Origin of the sequence: Candidatus Symbiopectobacterium sp. NZEC127 (assembly GCF_025962675.1) — a bacterium.
Classification (GTDB): Bacteria; Pseudomonadota; Gammaproteobacteria; order Enterobacterales; family Enterobacteriaceae; genus Symbiopectobacterium.
Window position 1 is genome coordinate 49,696 of record NZ_JAGFPG010000009.1, and the last position, 18,951, is coordinate 68,646.

Consider the following 18,951-nt stretch of genomic DNA (forward strand, 5'->3'; position numbering starts at 1 on the left):
TTGCACACGAAGAACGTCATGTTTGATTCCATCTTAGTGGTATGTGTAGGCAATATTTGCCGCTCCCCAACCGGGGAGCGGTTGTTAAAACAGTTATTGCCGAGCAAAAGAATCGCCTCCGCAGGGCTGGGCGCGTTAGTGGAGCATGCTGCGGATAACACCGCCAGTGACGTGGCCAGTGCGCACGGCCTTTCACTGGAAGGGCACTCAGCCCAGCAACTTACCAAATCCTTGTGCAGAGAATATGACCTGATTTTGGTGATGGAAAAAGGCCACATTGATGCTGTGGGGCGCATGGCACCGGAAGTGCGTGGCAAGACCATGTTGTTTGGCCACTGGCTGAACCAGCGAGAAATTGCTGACCCTTATCGCAAAAGCCGCGAGGCTTTTGAATTTGTTTATTTGCAACTAGAGCAGTCGGCCCAAAAATGGGCGCAGGCTTTAAATCGATAATTCTCAGAGAAACCGATGGCAGAGAAAAATTCAGTGAAAACATCTGAAATTGATCGTTCAGATGAGATTGATTTGGGGCGATTGCTTGGGACCCTGCTAGATAATCGTTGGTTAATAATTGGTGTGACGGCGTTGTTTACCATTGTTGGTATTGCTTATGCCATGCTGGCTACACCGATTTATAAAGCTGATGCATTGATACAGGTAGAGCAAAGTGGTGGCGACTCTTTGATCAAAGATATTTCCAGCATGCTGCCAGACGCGAAACCCCAGTCTGCTGCTGAAATTGAGTTGATCAAATCTCGCATGGTTATAGGGAAAACTATTAACGATCTGGCACTAGATATAGATGTGCGCCAAAAGTATTTACCCATTGTTGGCAAAGGTATTGCGCGCTTAACGGATACTGAGCCTGGACAAATTGCTGTATCTCGCCTTGATGTGCCCGAAAGTTGGCAGGATGAACCGCTGACTCTGAAAGTTATCGATAAAGAGAACTACACTTTAACAGGGGGAGACACCGTTTCTTTCTCAGGTAAAGTAGGTCAGGTGGCGAGCTATAACGGTATTACTCTCTTAGTTAGTGAGATTCAAGCTGATAATGATACAGTTTTTCGCCTAAGGAAACTTAATCCGTTAACAGCAATTAATAGATTATTAGATGATTTTGCTGTTGCCGATAAAGGGAAGGATACCGGTGTTTTGGGGTTAAGTTTAGAAGGGGAAGACCCTATCTTAACCACCAAGATTCTAAACAGCATCAGCCAAAACTATTTGCAGCAGAATGTAGAGCGTAAGTCGGAAGAAGCGGGCAGAAGCCTTGAATTTTTAAAAGAGCAATTACCTAACATCCGTGGCCAGTTGAATGATGCAGAAAATAAATTAAATACCTTCCGCCAACAGAATGATTCTGTTGATCTCTCATTAGAAGCAAAAGCGGTGCTAGACACTATGGTGTCTGTGGAATCTCAACTTAATGAACTAACGTTTAAAGAAGCAGAGATCTCCAAACTCTACACCCGTGAACACCCTGCTTACCGAGCGTTGATGGAAAAACGCAAAACTTTGCAGCAAGAGCGCGATAAGCTGAATAAGCGTGTGGGGGCGATGCCGAAAACCCAGCAAGAGATTTTGCGTTTGACCCGTGATGTTCAGGCTGGTCAAGAAGTGTATATGCAACTGCTGAATAAACAGCAGGAACTTAGCATTAACAAAGCCAGCACTGTGGGCAATGTGCGCATTATTGATAAAGCCGTAGTTCAGCCTAAACCGGTTAAGCCTAAAAAGCCATTAATTGTGCTGTTAGCCATGATTTTAGGCGGAATGGCCTCTACAGCATTTGTGGTCCTTAAAACCTTGTTGCATAAAGGTATTGAAAGCCCCGAACAACTTGAAGAGTTAGGCATTAACGTTTATGCCAGCGTGCCGCTTTCTGAATGGCAACAGAAGAAAGACAAAGCACTGCTGGCGAAGGGCAAGAAAAGCAATACCCGTTCTACAGAATTACTTGCTGTAGGTAATCCGGCTGACTTGGCTATTGAGGCAATCCGCAGCCTGCGCACCAGCCTGCATTTCGCTATGATGGAAGCCAAAAATAATGTGCTGATGATCTCGGGTGCCAGCCCCTCTATTGGTAAAACCTTTATCAGTGCCAACCTGGGTGCAGTTATTGCACAAGCTGGGCAGCGCGTGCTGATTGTTGACTGTGATATGCGCAAAGGTTATGCCCATGAGTTGATGGGCTCACAGAGTAATAATGGTCTTTCAGACATTCTTTCTGGACAGATGCAGATCAAAGACGCAGTACGTAAAACCCATATGGAAGGGATGGATTTTATCCCGCGAGGTCAGGTGCCACCGAATCCTTCTGAGTTGTTGATGCATAGCCGATTCGCCGAATTTATTAAGTGGACGGCAGAAAATTATGATCTGGTTCTACTAGACACACCGCCGATTCTGGCAGTAACAGATGCTGCTATCATTAGCCGCCATGCGGGTACATCTTTGCTTGTTGCGCGCTTTGAAATGAATACAGTAAAAGAAATTGAAGTTAGTATTCGTCGCTTTGAGCAAAATGGTACTGAGATTAAAGGCGTTATTCTTAATGCTATAGTTAAACGAGCTACTAGTTATTATGGGTATGGTGGTTATCATTACTATACTTATGATTATAAATCAAAATAAATATAATATGTGCATGTCCATTTTATAAGTTAGGATATGCACATTTTTTATCTTTAGAGTAAAATACTAGTGATTTATATACAATTGAAAAAATACTTTATCGATGGCGTGTTGTTGTTTTTTTTGATTTTTGGGTTTTACCTTACCGAAGGAATTAATAGTTCTTTTTTAGTTCCTTTTATTTCTATTTTAATAGGCTTGTTATTCAGAGGTAAGGAATTTGTATCTTCAATAAGAATATTGTTTTTGGATAAAAATTTTTTATTGATTATATCTTGTTTATTTTTTATTTCATTGTTGTGTGTGTTGATCACTGTAATGCATGAAAAATATGACTTCAGTTATTTTAAAAATTTCATTTCTCAGGTTATACAAATAATATGTATTTTTTTCTTTATTTGTCTGATATCTGCAAATTCAAATTTCCCTAATAAACAATCTTATTTTGAAATGTTGTTGATTTTTGTTTTTGTTGCTCAATCGCTAATACAAATATCAGCATTTTTATTTCCAGTAGTTGCTAACTTTGTGCATTTTTTTTATTTAGAAGACGATATCTCTAATTTATATGAAAAATCGGGAATGATTCGTGGGCTAGCTTTGGCTAGTTCTAGCGGTTGGGGACTTGCAGTTGGGTATGCGTGTGTTTTTATTCTTTTTACAAAACGTTTTCTCATTGAAAAGAAAATATCATTATTTGTTGTTCTTATTGGTGTTCTATTGTTTGTTGGATGTTTTTTTTCTGGGAGAACTGCATTTGTAGGTGCGTTGCTATCCTTTTTTTATTATTGCTTTTCTAGCAAAAGGCTCACTTTAAAAATAAAGGAAGTTTTAATATTTATTATCCCTTTGGGCATTCTTTTATTTCTTTCCCTTATGTTTTTTGGTTCTGACTCATCAGCCATAAATAAAGTTCTAGGTTTTGCTTTTGAACCCATATACAACTACATAAACAGTGGTCGTTTGGAAACACACTCAACGAACACTTTGATGGATATGTGGGATAAAGACGTTACAATCGAGGATTTTATGTATGGAGTCGGTGTGTTTACGGACCCAAATACAGGGAAGTATTACATGCAAACTGACGTCGGATATCTAAGAAATTTGTATTATGGTGGCATTCTTTGGGTTTTAATTATTTCTGTATATCATTTATTGATTAGTGGTTTCTTTTTAAATAAAAAGCATACTGAAAACATTAAACCTGTAATAAATATATTCATTCTTTTATCGTTCATATTAGAGTTTAAAGCTATGACTTTAGGCTTCAATAAATATCTTTTTACTATTTTGGTCTCATACCAATTTGTTTTAATACTTAATAGCAAAAAAAAATATGAGTAATATACCAATATTTATCGTTTCACTTAAAGATTCGATTCGGAGAGCGTCAATTGATAAGCAATTAAATGGATATGATTATCAGTTTGTTGATGCGGTAGATGGCAAGACATTAGTTGATGATTTTATTAATAAAATTAATGCAAGTGAATGGGTAAGAAGAAGATATAAAAGATCATTATCGGCGGGCGAAATAGGTTGTTCATTAAGTCATATGTCTATATATCATATGATGAAAGTTAATAATATCGAATGGGCGATAATTCTCGAAGATGATGTTATTCTGGAAACTGATATTTACCCACTAGTTAATTCTGATGTCAATTTTTTGAATAAAAATTCATTGTATGTCCTAGGTGCGCAAGACTATTTAGATAGTGAAAAATTAATAATAACGTCTAGGTTTTCGGATTTTTCTATTAATGAAAAAATAGTTTTTAAAAAAACTATAGCCAGTAGTAAATATATCTACCGAACTGCGGCTTATTTGATTAATCAGTCTGTTGCAGGAAGTATATATCAATTTAGTAATAATGATTTTTGTTTGGCAGATGATTGGGATGTTTTTTACAAAAAGAAATTTTTTGATAGTATTTATCTTTCAAATATTATTTCACATCCTAAGCCAACAACCACACAAAGTTTACTTGAAGCAACGCGTTCTAATGAAAAAATAAAGAGGAATTTCATTATTGTTCTTCTAAAGTCAATTAGAAATAAATTCAGGTGTACGGTGAATAAATTTTTATGAAAAAAAAATATTCTGTTATCATCCCAGCCTACAATATAGAATTTTATGTTTCGAATATACTTTCATTTATAAATGATGTTATTGAATCTAGGGACGATGTTGAATTCATAATTGTAAACGATGGTTCAACTGATAAAACAAAAGAGTTATTGACTCAAACTAATAGCTTCATCTACTTAGAACAATCTAATAATGGAGTGTCGAGTGCTAGGAATTTAGGTATCGAGCATGCAAAAGGAGAGTATATCTTATTTTTAGATGCTGATGACGATTTTTCTAAACACTTGTTTCTTACATTGGACGAGTGCAATAATGATAATTTCAATATTGTTATTTTCAATTATAAAATAAATAATGTAATAGTAAATACTGATTTTGAAAATGGTGATTACTCAGGGCGATATATTTTATATCTTTTTTTAAAAAGAAAGATAAATATAAGCTTTTGTTGTTTTTGTTATAAAAGATTTTTTTTACTAGAAAATAATATTTTTTTTAAAAATGGATATCCATTGGGTGAAGATATTCATTTTATGATAAGAGTATTGCACTACTGCGATACTCTTTATTATATAAAAGATTGCTTGTTTTTTTATAATTTGAATGCAAATAGTTCAGTTAACAGTAAAATCACAGGCCAGAAAATAAAAGTTCTAGACCTTTATGATGAACTGAATAATTTATTTGTGGATGATGTTTTTTTGAATTCTCGTTACTCTTATTTTAAATTAATGACATTTATGTATTTGTTAAAAAAAACACTCTTGTATAGCATCGATAATAAAGAAAGTATTGATTTTCTTTTTGAGAAAAGAAAAGAATTCAAGAAATTATCTTTTTCTAACTTAGAAAAACTGAAAGCATTTAATGTTTTTGTTTTTATAAAATTATCTTTTTTTATTATTTTATTTATCAAGGTTAAATTTAAAATTTATGAATTACGATAAAAATATTTTAGAACGTATAGATTCTAGATTTCATTGTTATAGATGTATTGATGAAGAAATTAATTATGTTTGTGCCAAAGATTTAATACACCCGAAAAGATTAGATATTCCCGTTAAGATAAAATATTTAGAAGCCGTGTTGGCAGGGAATGAAAGTGAAATTAATCGTAATCGGAAATACTACAAAGATACAATACAATATTTTACAGATGCTCTTTATAAAGAACCTGGCGATTCATTTAAGAAAAGTTTTTTAGATTTTGAAAAATACTTTATAACATTATTTAATGAAATTAAAGAAAATGGGTTTGATGTAAAAAAATCAATTATCCCTCTTTCTAAGGATGGAATGGTCTTAGATGGTGCTCATAGGGTTTCGATTGCATATCTTTTAGGATTAAAGATACCAACTATTAAGCTTAATGTTGAATCTCCTACTTATGATTATTCATTTTATAAAAGAAAGGGTGCTTCCCGGGAGGAATTACTTAATTTTGTAAGATGCTACCTTTCTTGTGATTGCTCATCCCGTGTTGCAATTCTTTGGCCATATAATAGCCTTTCTATTGATAGTGTTAAAAGAAAATATACAGACAGAGTGATTTACAGTGACTGTTTTACTTTAGATTCAAACGGTGTTAGGAATTTATGCCTTCTTGCGTATAAGAACGAAAAATGGATCGGTGATGTTGATAATTCTTGGAGTGGAATAAAAAATAAAGCTGATGCATGCTTTGTTAATAACAAAGAAACACATTTTTTATTTTATAAAAGTTTGGGGGGTGAAGACGATATAGATTTAAAAAATGAGATTCGAGCTCTTTCTGATGGTTCCAAAAATAATATACATACTACTGATGATATATTTGAGACTGGAAAGCTGTCTGAATTTTTATTATATTCGCACGGAGGGGTGTTGTTAAATAATATAGAGCTAAAAGTTTTGTCGAAAATTATTTTAGTCTTACAAAAAAATTCAATTTCAATTGATGATGTCATTGTTACAGGTAGTTCTCTTATGAGCCTTCTGGGGTTGAGAGATGCAAATGATATTGATCTATTGCATGATGAAAATATTACTATCACTGACACTCCAGAAATCGGGAGTCATAATAAGTATGCGGATTTATATAAAATAAATACGAAAGATATACTCAAAAAAGAAGATTTCTTTATTGATGTGTTTGGAGTGAAATTTATTAGACCAGAAAAATTGATTGATTTTAAGAAAAATCGAGGAGAGGAAAAGGATTTTGTTGATATAGAGAAAATCATTGAAGCTTTTGATGGGAATGTCAAAAGGAAAAAAATGAAAAACTTGAGGGTTTCGCTTAATAGAGTTATCCGGATTTATTATTTCAGATATAGAGAATTTATTGTCGACTTCTTGAGAAGAAATAATATCCTCCCACTAGTAAAAAAAATATTAAAGAGATTAAATGGATAAGATAAGTAAAGGTATTAAAGCTCTTTTTGCAAATACTGTTTCATTCTATATTGTCCAATTTTTAAATCTGATTGCGCCTCTGTTAGTATTACCATATCTATCGAGAGTGTTTAGCACTGAGGCTTTTGGGGTCGTTACATTATTTGCATCCTTAAGTGGACTTCTTTTTGTATTAAATGACTTCGGTTTTGGGCTATCAGCAACGTATAAAATAGCAAAAAATAGAACTAAACCATTGGTCATTAAGAAGGTAATTTACTCTATATATATTATAAAATTTTTTTTATTTTTACTCAGCGTTATTATAGTTTACTCTATTTGTTTTTATTGGGGGAAAGTGGATTTTTTATTTATACTTCCCTTGATTGGAGTCTGTTTTTGCCAAAGTTATCTTCCTCTATGGTTTTTCCAGGGCATGGAGAAGATGAAAGATATCGTGTTGTTCTTCACTATACCTAAGTTTTTTTATGTTTCTTATATATTTATTTTTGTTAAGCATGAACAGGATATCCATTCGGTTTTTATTGCATCCTTTCTAAGTATGCTGATAAATTTTGTTATGTTATCTTATATTATGATTAAAATGGGATATGTTCCAAAGATCGCATCAATAAAATATATTATTAATGAGTTGAAATTTAGTTCTACTTTTTTCCTATCACGTGTTTCTGTTAGTGCCTATACAACATTAAGCTCAATATTTGTAGGGGCCCATGCTGGAATGGTTCAGCTTGCATTGTATGGCTGTGTAGAGAAAATATATCAGGCAAGTCAAAGTCTAACTGGACCAGTAATTCAAGCTATTTTCCCCTATATGGCAAATGTTAGTAACAGGAAAATAATATTTAACGTTATTCTTTTCACTCTTCCATTTGTGATTTTTATTGGCGTTTTTATTTTCTTTTTTTCAGAGGAAACCGTAACATTAATATTCGGCTCTGAGTTTAGTGGTGCCAGTAACGTGCTAAGAATATTTTCTATTGTTATTGTAGTTAATTTCTTGAGTGGTATTCTAGGATACCCTGCTTTTGCTACAATAAATAAAGTTAAAGTTGTTAATTATACTGTTGTATTCGGCGGTTGTGTTCAATTAATATTAATTTCTTTTTTTATTTTCACAAAGGAAGTTAGCGCTATAAACGTTGCATTCTCTGTGTTGGTTACTGAAACTGCTATTTTTTTCTTGCGGCTTATATTATTTTTAAAATTAACTAAAAGATCGAAGGTTCTTGAATGCCAAAATTTGCATATTTGATACAAGCGCATAGTAACTTTATTGTTTTTAAAGAGCTTATTCTAGCATTACAGCATCCACTAGTGGATATTTTTATTCATATAGATAAAAAAGTAGATATCGAACCATTCAAGAAAATCATTGATGATAATGCCACTTATAAAAAAAATGCCTATTTCATTAGTGATAGAGTCGATGTCAAATGGATGGGGTTCAGCCAGGTTCAAGCAACTCTGCATCTATTGAAGTATGCAGTGAATAATAATGAGTACAGTCACATTTCATTAATCAGTGGTGCTGATTATCCTGTTAAACGAATAGAAGAAATTAATGATTTTTTAAGTAAGAATATTCATTCTGAATTCATCAGTTTTTGGCGATTGTCTGATAGACCAACATGGTTGCATAAAATAGAATATTACTATCCAATAGATTTTATTGGTATAAGAAATTGGAAAAAAGATGCTTTTAAACTTTTTTTTTGGGGCCTTTTTTTTAGCATTAGACATTTATTTCCTAAACGGAGTTTTTTAAAAAATATTGAACCTTATGGGGGATCCTCCTGGTGGACTATTACTGGCGATGCAGCAAGATTCATTGTGAATTTTTCTTGTGAGAATACTGAGTTTAATAATTATTATAAATATTGTCATGCATCTGATGAAATGTATTTTCAAACGATTTTATTAAACTCGCGCTTCAAAGAAAATGTTTTTATGTATAAAGAGTACACTCAATGGCGTAATGACTGTAGGTCTGATGAATTTGAAGATAACATGTTGGATGAAAAGTTGTTTAATCTTAGATTCATCGATTGGTCTGGAAGAAATGGTTTTTACCCCACGGTTCTTGATGAGTCTGATTATAAATTAATACTTAACAGTAATTGTTTGTTTGCTAGAAAATTTGATGACAAAAAGTCAGAGAAACTGTTGAGTATGATTAAGAAGAATAATTCCCATGAATAATGAATTTAACTGCTCTTTATTGGGGTGGTTTAATTAAGATATATTGAGTGTTTATATGCAATTTTCTGTATTAATGTCTGTGTATAAAAATGAGTTGCCGGATCATTTCAATGCCTGTTTTGCTAGTTTGGAAAAGCAAACGTTACAGCCAAATGAAATAATTCTCGTTGTTGATGGGGTTGTTTCTTCTGATTTATATACGGTAATAAAAAAATGGAATGAAAGGTTAAATCTTAAGACTATTCAATTGAATAGAAATGTCGGTCTGGGTAGTGCTTTGAATATTGGTCTGCAACATTGCCAGTATAAAATTGTAGCTAGAATGGACACCGATGATGTGTGTGTAAGTACAAGGTTTGAAAAACAGATAAATTTTTTATTAGAGAATCCTGAAGTATGTGTTCTCGGAACTGCTGTGCGAGAGTTTGATGAAACTATGTCTTTCTCTCTTGGTCAACGTGTAAATCCTCTCCATTATGAAGAAATAAAAGAGATGGCTAAAAAACGTAACCCATTTAATCATATGTCCGTTATGTTCAAGAGAGATATGATCTGTAGTGTTGGTGGATATTTACACCATGCTTTTATGGAAGATTATAACTTGTGGTTAAGAGTATTAGCTTCTGGCTATAAAGTTGGTAATTTAGTTGAACCTTTAGTGTATGTTAGAGCCGGACGCTCTATGATTCAAAGACGAAAAGGATTGGTATATATATCGAGTGAATATAAGTTGTTTAAGCTAAAATTGGCGTTAGGTTTAGATAATCGATTTATGGCTTCATATATATTTATATTACGAGCTTCTGCTCGTATGTTGCCGACTAAATTTCTGTCTAAGTTATATTGTTTTTTTCGTAAATGATTGTGGTGAATACTATGTTGGCTATTATTGGTGGGTCTGGTTTCATTGGTACGGTTTTGGCTAAGAAATTAAAAGAGGAAAATATAAATTTTAAGATTTTAGATAAAAATAAATCGCAAGAGTTTCCAGATGAATGGGAGTATTGTGATGTTACAAAGATAGAAACTCTTATTTCTGCATTGAAAAACATAGACACTATCATAAATCTTGCTGCCGAACATAAAGATAATGTTAGCCCTATTAGCCTTTATTATGATGTTAATGTTGTTGGGGCTGAAAATGTTTGCAAGGCAGCAAAAATAAACTCTATTGAAAATATCATATTTACTTCGTCTGTTGCCGTGTATGGGTTTGTAGAAAAAGAAACTGGAGAAGATGGTGAGTACCATCCATTCAATCATTATGGAAAATCAAAACTAGAAGCAGAGCATGTATATGATGCGTGGTTTTCTAGTCATTCGGATAATAAATTGGTGACAATCAGACCAACCGTTGTATTCGGTGAGAATAATCGGGGTAATGTTTATAATCTATTTCGACAAATCGCTTCCGGACGTTTTTTGATGATTGGTTCTGGTAATAATAAAAAATCTATGGCATATGTTGAGAATATTTCTGCATTTATTCATTATGTTTCAGGCTTGTCAGTCGGAAAATATGTGTTCAACTACGTTGATAAGCCTGACTTTACTATGAATGAATTGACGAGTGTAATAACTAATGCACTAGGAAAAAAAGAAAAAAACATTAGAGTTCCATATTTCATTGGCTTGTTTGGAGGGTATTGCTTTGATCTGTTGAGCAAGGTAACAGGTAGACAATTCCCAGTGAGCAGTGTTCGCATAAGAAAATTTTGCGCAAAAACTCAATTTAAATCTAATTTTATTGATGAGTCGGATTTTTCTGCCCCTGTTTCTTTGTCTGAAGGAATAGCTCGAACGGTTAGAAATGAGTTTTTAAAATGATCGAGATGACGCGATGCATAGCTCAGGTTTGCTCTCAACAAAATAAACTTATATTTATTAAAAGATAAGTTATATTCGCTAAATTCTTGATGCTAAGACTAGAATTTTTATATGACCTGATGTGAGCAAAATTTGAATCTTAGCAAATATTTATTTCTCTCTTGTTCTATAGTCAAACCCCTTGCCACCCACCGCCGATGGCGGTATCGTTAACGCACACCTGCAAAATCAGGTGCCAGGATTGGAACCCTGCCTGACTTCATCGATGACACTAAGCGCATCTGCGCTTTTTTTGTGTCATTCGCTTAGCTGCACTTCTATGGTGGGCCGGGCGGGGGCATCGCAAGATGCGCCGGTGTCGATGAGGCCGGTAGTTCCAACCCCGTCCGGTTCCACCACCCAAGAGATTGGAACCTCTGGTGGTGGGTAAATACGATACTCATCGGAGGCTGCCTTATGGCTACAATCCTCAACCAGACTTGCCCGTTATTGACCCTTCCTTTTAACGCAGACACTGATTTTAACGTGCTGGCCGATCACTGTGAGCATTTTTCAGATTCTATGCTCGAATGTGATGATACTATGTTGAAGCTGGCACTGTGTGGGCGACTTGCTACCTGTCTCAATTTGTTGAAATCCACACTGAATGCGCCCATTCCGCCTCATCTTGTCGAGAGCCTTGCCGTTGATGCGCTCCCTGCTACTTCTCCGCGCTTTGAACCTGATTCTGAATCTCTCTGTCAATATTGCCAAACCTTAGTGCAACTGCTCACCGAGCAGAACTTATCTTCCGAAACGACGCCGGTTGTCATTGAGCTATTAGCTGAGCTGGTTTGGTTTTTTGCGGCGGGTCTTAAAACCCCTCGTTGGTTGAAAACAGAACACGGGCTTAAAGAGATTAATGAAAAGCTAATGTGACGCAGTCAGGCATGCTGAGCTGCATAAAATAACGCTGTGGTTAGAGGTTGGTTTCCTCACAGGGAATAAGTTTTCCCTGTGGGAGATTCCCGCTTTCGCGGGAATGACAGGAGGTGCGGTATGAAAGAAAACGTAGTGCGTAGATTGCTGGGTAAGTAAAACTTGGTTAGCCACCGTGCTAAATGGTTAGTTCTAACGCACGTTGCCAGTCAGATAACGCAATACCTAACGTTTTGATTTTTTCCCCAGCCAGCGTGGAATACGCAGGCCGGTGTGCAGGAGTGGGATATTGCGCTGTAGTAATCGGTGTGAGCGTCGGTGCTTTACTCAGAACCGCTTTCTGCACTGCGGCAGAAAAGATAGCCTGAGCAAATTCAAACCAACTGACTTCTTTATCACCGGCGTAATGATAGATTCCCCCGGCGGCATTTTGTTGTAGCAGTGCAATAATCGCCTGTGCCAAATCACCCGCATAAGTGGGGCAGCCACGCTGGTCGTCAACAATGCTTAACGCATCCCGCTCTTTGCCTAAACGCAGCATGGTTTTCACAAAGTTATTGCCGTATTCGCTAAATACCCAGGCGGTGCGCACGATAATCGCATCAGGTGCCGCCGCGCTAACGGCGCGCTCACCAGCCAATTTGGTGATGCCATACACACTGAGCGGATTGGTTGGGCTCTCTTCGGTGTAGGGCGTGGTGGTGTTGCCATCGAAAACGTAATCGGTTGAGACGTGCACTAAACGAATGCCGTGCTGTGCAGCTACACTTGCCAGATTAGCCGGGCCAACAGCGTTAATGCGTTCCGCCAATTCTACTTCGCTTTCTGCTTTATCCACCGCCGTGTAGGCCGCTGCGTTAACAATAGCATCTGGTTTGAAAGCAGCTACAGCCGCAGTGAGTGGCGCAAGATCGGTGATATCCAATTCGGCAAAGTCGGTGGCAAGAATTTGCCAACCAGCAGGTAGCCTATCCTGGAAGCAGCGCCCAAGTTGGCCGTTGGCACCAGTCAATAGCACTCTCATTGGCTCAACTCCTTGAAGCGTTTACCGAGTTTGTCCTTCTCGGAAAGCAGAGGGGATTCCAGCGGCCATTCAATGCCCAAATCAGGGTCGTTCCACAGTAGGCAGCCTTCGTCAGAAGGTTGGTAATATTCCGTGCATTTATATTCAAAATCCGCAATGTCAGAGAGCACGGCAAAACCATGCGCCAATCCCGGTGGCAGCCAAAGCTGAGTTTTATTCTCTTCCGTTAACAGCATGCCAAACCATTTTCCGTAGCTCGGAGAATCACGGCGAATATCCACTGCCACATCATACACTTCACCTCGAACTACACGGACTAACTTGCCCTGAGGGTGCGTTTTTTGATAATGCAGACCGCGTAACACGCCTTTGCTGGAGCGAGAGTGGTTATCCTGCACAAAATCCAGATCGATGTTGAGCATTTGCTGATAACGATTTTTCTCAAAAGTCTCCAGAAAAAAACCGCGCGCATCGCCAAATACTTTGGGTTGAATAATTTTTGCGCCGTAAATGGGGGTGTCGATCACTTGCATAGTGTTTGTTAAATCTGTGTGAGGGTTATTATCTGTTTCTGCCATAGGTATCTTCGGTGTACGCCAAGGAGTATAGGTAGAACTACTGGCGAGTATCTTCAAGTAATCGCGCCAGATACTGCCCATACTGCGTTTTGCTTAGTATACGCGCTTCTTCAGCGACCTGTTCGCGGGAGATCCAGCCTTTCCGGAAAGCAATCTCTTCCAGACACGCCACTTTCAGCCCCTGGCGCTTCTCAATAGTATGAATAAACTGTGAGGCTTCAATCAGGCTATCATGGGTGCCGGTATCCAGCCAGGCGAAACCACGCCCAAGCAGTTCAACGTTAAGCTTGCCTTGCTCCAGATACATCTGGTTGAGCGTAGTGATTTCCAGCTCGCCGCGAGCAGAAGGCTTGACCTGTTTGGCCATCTCCACAATATCTTCGTCATAGAAATAGAGCCCGGTCACCGCCCAATTAGATTTGGGCTTAAGCGGTTTCTCTTCAATCGAAAGGGCTTTGAAGTTGGCATCAAATTCCACTACGCCAAAACGCTCTGGATCGGTCACCTGATAGCCAAATATCGTTGCACCCCGTTCCTGTGCCACTATATTTTCCAGTGTTTTTCCAAAGCTTTGGCCGAAATAGATATTATCGCCCAAAATCAATGCACAACGTTCACCGTTAATAAACTCTTCACCGATGATGAACGCTTGAGCCAGTCCATCAGGGCTTGGTTGCTCCGCATAGCTGAGGTTGATGCCAAAGTGGCTGCCATCGCCGAGCAAGCGCTGGAAAGAAGGAAGGTCTTCCGGGGTGCTAATAATCAGAATATCTCGAATGCCTGCCAGCATCAGTACGGATATCGGGTAATACACCATCGGTTTGTCATAAATGGGCAGGAGTTGTTTTGAGATACCACGGGTGATGGGGTAAAGCCTTGTGCCAGACCCACCCGCTAATACGATGCCTTTCATTAGCTAGCCTTCGTTGTGTATGCCAAGGATAGAGAGTAGGGCAGCGAGTATACAATATCGATGCAGAATTGTCTGATCTATCAGAAATCTGAAGTTGTTCAGGTAGCGTTGTGGGCAATTGGGTGTAACCTTATTCCCACAGCCACGTTATGATGGCAAGAAAATGACAACGGATAACAAGAGAGTTAATGCATGGCAACAACATTGAAAGCGATTATCCCCGTCGCCGGGCTGGGTATGAACCTGCTGCCGGTAACAAAAGCGATCCCAAAAGAGATGCTGCCGTTGGTGGATCGTCCGGTAATTGAGAAAATCGTTAACGAGTGCGTCAATGCCGGTATCAAAGAGATTGTGCTGGTCACGCACGCCTCGAAAAACGCCATTGAAAACCACTTTGATACCTCTTTCGAGCTGGAATCCTTGCTGGAAGAGCGGCAAAAACGCCAACTGCTGGCCGATGTGCAAGCCATCTGTCCTAAAGGCGTGACCATTATGAACGTGCGCCAGGGCGAAACGCTGGGACTGGGCCATGCCATCAACTGTGCGCGTCCTATCGTGGGTAACAACCCGTTTGTGGTTGTCCTGCCGGATGTGGTGATGGATGAAGCCAGTGCCGATCAGAGTAAAGAGAATTTGGCACAGCTGATAGCGCGTTTTGAAGAAACGGGCCACAGTCAGGTGTTAGTGAAACATCGTCCTTATGAAGTGCTGCCGGAGTACTCCGTGGTGGAGTGCGCTAAACCATTGAACCACGCCGGTGACGCAGCAGTAATCACTTCCATGATCGAAAAGCCGGAAGTGCCACCGGAAGAAGGGTCAGATTTGTCGGCGGTCGGGCGTTATGTGCTGTCTGCTGATGCCTGGTCAATTCTGGAAAAAACGTCAGCGGGCGCCTGGGGACGTATCCAACTGACGGATGCCATCGCCGAACTGATTGAACAAAACCATCAGGTAGATGCGGTGCAGATGGCAGGGCGCAGCTTTAACTGTGGGCGTAAGCTCGGTTACATGCAGGCCTTTGTCGCTTATGGTTTGCGCAATCCTGAATTTGGTGATGCGTTTAAAGCCAGCATTAAAGAGTTGCTGAATAAACCAGAAAAAGCATAAGCATTGGTTTTATCGGTAATTACCACCATGGTATGGATACATACTATGGTGGGTTACTGGGATCCATGCTATATGGCATAAGAAAGGAGAACTTTTATACATATTGATCTGATTTTCTCTTCTTAGTTCTTTTTTTGTCAATTTTTACAAAAACGTTATTTGTCGAATTGCTTTTTGATAATGACTCACTAATGGATTTTTTGAGTTCTGGATAGGTATAAAATAAATCACCCTCATTAAGTTTTTGATTGATTATATCTGCTATTTCATCAATGGCGTGCTCGGGTTTTATTATTTTTAAGTCTCTTGCGAATTTTATTAAGGCGTCTCGGTTTGGAAATTCATTCGATTTATTGAGTTTCAATGCCAGTTTTTTTTCTAATGTAGGGTACATATTTGTGCTAACAACATCGTACAACGGTGATAAAGTGAGTTCTGGTGTTTCAATAGAATTATAGAGTAAAGAAAAGTTCTTGAGATGAGCATCACCATTACCGACCATACAGCTAAAAACAACATAGCGCCAATAGCGTTCTACTTGTGAATGGTCCTGGGTGAAATGGCTCACTATTTTCGCACCAGTTTCATAGGAACTTATATATTTTTGTTCGTTCGATTTCCCGGATAATACACAGAAATCCTCCATGGCAATGCGTTGTTGGTGTTGAATATCAAACCTCTCCATAACAAAAAGTTCTTTATTTTCTGATAAATAAAAGTTGGGTGCGGGAAGGCCACAGCATTTGGCTAGCGACATGCAGATAAATTCGTTCTCGGCCAGACGAGGGAACTCCTGGTCACCTGTTTTGGCGATCAGGTTGGGGTAGAGAATGGCTCCTTTATTTTCTGCACTAAACATCACCTTGGGCTGAACGCCGGAAACAGAGGTCTGCAACAGGTATTTATTTAACAAATAATTAAAAGCGCTCTCTTTTAAATCCCATTTCAATAGGTCGTTAAGGTTTTCTGGTGAAGGTTTGGGTAAGTGGATGCCGCTATCATAGGATAATGCACCAATCCCTGTATCTTGTTGTAGTGCAAGAAACAGCATGTCGGTCACAGTACCGGCATAGCGTTGTAGCCTTTCTGATATATGACGTCGTACAAACCCTTCTGGAATATTCATTTCAAAAATGGGAAATAACTTCCCGGAATTATAAATCATTTTTTGTGTGGCGGACATCGTGATCGAGATATTTGGGGCGTTATCAGCATCATAACTAAAATGATAACTACCCTTGTCAAATGAGAGTCGCCCTGAATACCCAATCGGCGTATTCACGCGAATATGCTTTATAGATTGCGATAGTACATTGAGGTCAATCGTCATTGAATAGTGTCTCCAAATCGTCGAATTGCGGCAGATGGGTAGCCTGTACCGTCAATTCAAGGCCAAGTGCGGTGGTATAGGCGGTAAACGACTTTAGCGAGCCTGTATAATTGCCGTTCTCTATTTCAGATATCACTGTTCGATGTATACCAGCACGTTTAGCCGTGCTGCTTTGCGTCCAGCCCAGGGCCTTACGTTTTTGTCGGCATTTGATGCCTATCGCTTTCATATTCGGCAGCATAACGACTCCTTTGTTGCTATATGGTGACATTATAGGTGTAAAAAACAAAATGTCACCATATACCAACGTTTTGACTCAATTCGTCTCGAATATAGATGTTTGTGTGTGTGGTCACTCCGTGCCGCAACCAAACGAGAAATAAAACCTGTTTCCTCATCTATCGCCTATCACTATCCACATGCCTTAAGCTGAGTTACCATATCCGCCTGCTTTTGCGTGTCTGTCGTCGTCGTGATACAGGCAGGTTATCCTTCAGACAGGAGTTGCTTTAATGTCCAAACAGCAAATTGGCGTGGTGGGTATGGCGGTGATGGGGCGCAATCTGGCGCTTAACATCGAAAGTCGTGGTTACACCGTGTCCATTTTCAACCGCTCTCGTGAAAAAACCGAAGAAGTGGTGGCCGAAAACCCCGGCAAAAAATTGGTGCCATACTATACCGTTGAAGAATTTGTGGCGTCGCTCGAATCTCCGCGCCGTATTCTGCTAATGGTCAAAGCGGGTGAAGGCACGGACAAAGCGATCGAATCCTTGAAACCTTATCTGGATAAAGGCGACATCATCATTGATGGCGGCAACACTTTCTTCCAGGACACTATCCGTCGTAACCGTGAGCTTTCCGCTGAAGGGTTCAACTTTATTGGTACTGGCGTGTCCGGTGGTGAAGAGGGCGCGCTGAAAGGCCCCTCTATCATGCCGGGCGGTCAGAAAGATGCCTATGAGCTGGTAGCCCCGATTCTGGAAAAAATTGCCGCCCGCGCCGAAGGCGAAGCCTGCGTTACCTATATCGGGCCAGACGGTGCCGGTCACTATGTGAAAATGGTGCACAACGGCATCGAATACGGTGATATGCAACTGATTGCCGAAGCCTATTCACTGCTGAAACACGGCTTGAATTTGTCCAATGATGAGTTGGCAAAAACCTTCTCTGAGTGGAATTCCGGGGAACTGAGCAGCTACCTGATCGACATCACCAAAGATATCTTCACCAAGAAAGATGAAGAAGGTAACTATCTGGTTGATGTAATTCTGGATGAAGCGGCCAATAAAGGCACCGGTAAATGGACCAGCCAAAGTTCGCTGGATCTCGGTGAACCGCTGTCGCTGATCACTGAATCTGTGTTTGCACGTTATATTTCTTCGCTGAAAGACCAGCGCGTTGCTGCTTCCAAGGTACTGAGCGGGCCGCAGGCAAAACCGTTTAGCGGTGATAAAGCGACCTTTATCGAGAATGTGCGCCGTGCGCTCTATCTGGGGAAAATTGTTTCCTATGCGCAAGGTTTCTCGCAGTTGCGTGCGGCTTCAGAAGAACACCAGTGGAACCTGAACTACGGTGAGATCGCCAAGATTTTCCGTGCCGGTTGCATTATCCGCGCCCAGTTCCTGCAAAAAATCACCGATGCCTACGCGGCAACGCCGGACATCGCTAACCTGTTGCTGGCACCTTACTTTAAGAAAGCGGCCGATGACTACCAGCAGGCATTGCGTGATGTTGTGGCCTATGCGGTGCAAAACGGTATCCCGACACCGACTTTCTCTGCGGCCATCGCTTATTACGATAGCTATCGCTCGGCGGTGTTGCCTGCCAACCTGATCCAGGCGCAGCGTGACTACTTTGGCGCGCATACTTATAAACGTACCGATAAGGAAGGCGTATTCCATACCGAGTGGTTGGAATAAGTTATTT

At 39.2% G+C, this 18,951-nt stretch carries 19 protein-coding genes; 14 read left to right on the forward strand and 5 right to left on the reverse strand.

The window, feature by feature from the left end; translation table 11 throughout:
* The first annotated feature begins 18 nt into the window (after window positions 1-18).
* The 12 genes from J5069_RS22380 to J5069_RS22430 all read left to right on the forward strand — a co-directional run bounded on the left by J5069_RS22380 (window position 19) and on the right by J5069_RS22430 (window position 12,073).
* On the forward strand, window positions 19-453 hold the full coding sequence (locus J5069_RS22380; RefSeq protein WP_264645911.1) for a protein tyrosine phosphatase: 435 nt from the start codon (window positions 19-21) through the stop codon (window positions 451-453).
* 15 nt (window positions 454-468) lie between these two features.
* Window positions 469-2,637, forward strand: a complete 2,169-nt coding sequence (gene wzc / locus J5069_RS22385; RefSeq protein WP_264645912.1) for a tyrosine-protein kinase Wzc — start codon at window positions 469-471, stop codon at window positions 2,635-2,637.
* A 69-nt stretch (window positions 2,638-2,706) separates the two neighbouring features.
* Window positions 2,707-3,984: a hypothetical protein gene (locus J5069_RS22390; RefSeq protein ID WP_264645913.1), complete on the forward strand. Its 1,278-nt coding sequence runs from the start codon at window positions 2,707-2,709 to the stop codon at window positions 3,982-3,984.
* Entirely contained in the window at window positions 3,977-4,732 is a 756-nt protein-coding gene (locus J5069_RS22395) for a glycosyltransferase family 25 protein (protein ID WP_264645914.1), read from the forward strand. The genes J5069_RS22390 and J5069_RS22395 overlap by 8 nt, the downstream gene beginning before the upstream one ends.
* On the forward strand, window positions 4,729-5,679 hold the full coding sequence (locus J5069_RS22400) for a glycosyltransferase family 2 protein (RefSeq protein ID WP_264645915.1): 951 nt from the start codon (window positions 4,729-4,731) through the stop codon (window positions 5,677-5,679). Before J5069_RS22395 ends, J5069_RS22400 begins: the two co-directional genes overlap by 4 nt.
* Entirely contained in the window at window positions 5,666-7,126 is a 1,461-nt protein-coding gene (locus J5069_RS22405) for a hypothetical protein (RefSeq protein WP_264645916.1), read from the forward strand. Before J5069_RS22400 ends, J5069_RS22405 begins: the two co-directional genes overlap by 14 nt.
* Window positions 7,119-8,381 (forward strand): oligosaccharide flippase family protein, encoded by a 1,263-nt coding sequence (locus J5069_RS22410; RefSeq protein WP_264645917.1) that lies wholly within the window; start codon window positions 7,119-7,121, stop codon window positions 8,379-8,381. The genes J5069_RS22405 and J5069_RS22410 overlap by 8 nt, the downstream gene beginning before the upstream one ends.
* Window positions 8,360-9,328 (forward strand): beta-1,6-N-acetylglucosaminyltransferase, encoded by a 969-nt coding sequence (locus J5069_RS22415; RefSeq protein ID WP_264645918.1) that lies wholly within the window; start codon window positions 8,360-8,362, stop codon window positions 9,326-9,328. The genes J5069_RS22410 and J5069_RS22415 overlap by 22 nt, the downstream gene beginning before the upstream one ends.
* A gap of 55 nt (window positions 9,329-9,383) precedes the next feature.
* Complete coding sequence (locus tag J5069_RS22420; RefSeq protein WP_264645919.1) at window positions 9,384-10,190, forward strand: glycosyltransferase; 807 nt, start codon at window positions 9,384-9,386, stop codon at window positions 10,188-10,190.
* Window positions 10,191-10,204: 14 nt separating this feature from the next.
* Complete coding sequence (locus J5069_RS22425) at window positions 10,205-11,155, forward strand: NAD-dependent epimerase/dehydratase family protein (RefSeq protein ID WP_319801696.1); 951 nt, start codon at window positions 10,205-10,207, stop codon at window positions 11,153-11,155.
* A 265-nt stretch (window positions 11,156-11,420) separates the two neighbouring features.
* Window positions 11,421-11,585 (forward strand): ash family protein, encoded by a 165-nt coding sequence (locus J5069_RS24325; RefSeq protein ID WP_413542274.1) that lies wholly within the window; start codon window positions 11,421-11,423, stop codon window positions 11,583-11,585.
* 26 nt (window positions 11,586-11,611) lie between these two features.
* On the forward strand, window positions 11,612-12,073 hold the full coding sequence (locus J5069_RS22430; RefSeq protein ID WP_264645921.1) for a hypothetical protein: 462 nt from the start codon (window positions 11,612-11,614) through the stop codon (window positions 12,071-12,073).
* 178 nt (window positions 12,074-12,251) lie between these two features.
* On the opposite strand, the gene rfbD is transcribed toward J5069_RS22430, so the two are convergent.
* The 3 genes from rfbD to rfbA form a co-directional block, all read right to left on the reverse strand.
* Entirely contained in the window at window positions 12,252-13,097 is an 846-nt protein-coding gene (rfbD, locus tag J5069_RS22435) for a dTDP-4-dehydrorhamnose reductase (RefSeq protein WP_264645922.1), read from the reverse strand.
* Window positions 13,094-13,630: a dTDP-4-dehydrorhamnose 3,5-epimerase gene (rfbC, locus tag J5069_RS22440; RefSeq protein ID WP_264645968.1), complete on the reverse strand. Its 537-nt coding sequence runs from the start codon at window positions 13,628-13,630 to the stop codon at window positions 13,094-13,096. Before rfbC ends, rfbD begins: the two co-directional genes overlap by 4 nt.
* An 82-nt stretch (window positions 13,631-13,712) precedes the next feature.
* Window positions 13,713-14,588 (reverse strand): glucose-1-phosphate thymidylyltransferase RfbA, encoded by an 876-nt coding sequence (gene rfbA / locus J5069_RS22445; protein WP_264645923.1) that lies wholly within the window; start codon window positions 14,586-14,588, stop codon window positions 13,713-13,715.
* 192 nt (window positions 14,589-14,780) lie between these two features.
* Between rfbA and J5069_RS22450 the strand changes: the two genes are divergently transcribed.
* A complete protein-coding gene (locus J5069_RS22450) occupies window positions 14,781-15,695 on the forward strand; it encodes a sugar phosphate nucleotidyltransferase (RefSeq protein WP_264645924.1) in 915 nt (304 codons plus the stop codon).
* Window positions 15,696-15,789: 94 nt separating this feature from the next.
* On the opposite strand, the gene J5069_RS22455 is transcribed toward J5069_RS22450, so the two are convergent.
* Window positions 15,790-17,025, reverse strand: a complete 1,236-nt coding sequence (locus J5069_RS22455; protein ID WP_264645925.1) for a type II toxin-antitoxin system HipA family toxin — start codon at window positions 17,023-17,025, stop codon at window positions 15,790-15,792.
* Window positions 17,015-17,266, reverse strand: a complete 252-nt coding sequence (locus tag J5069_RS22460; protein WP_264645926.1) for a helix-turn-helix domain-containing protein — start codon at window positions 17,264-17,266, stop codon at window positions 17,015-17,017. Before J5069_RS22460 ends, J5069_RS22455 begins: the two co-directional genes overlap by 11 nt.
* A 271-nt stretch (window positions 17,267-17,537) precedes the next feature.
* Here J5069_RS22460 and gndA point away from each other — a divergent pair, with 271 nt between their 5' ends.
* On the forward strand, window positions 17,538-18,944 hold the full coding sequence (gene gndA / locus J5069_RS22465; protein ID WP_264645927.1) for an NADP-dependent phosphogluconate dehydrogenase: 1,407 nt from the start codon (window positions 17,538-17,540) through the stop codon (window positions 18,942-18,944).
* Window positions 18,945-18,951 lie beyond the last annotated feature (7 nt).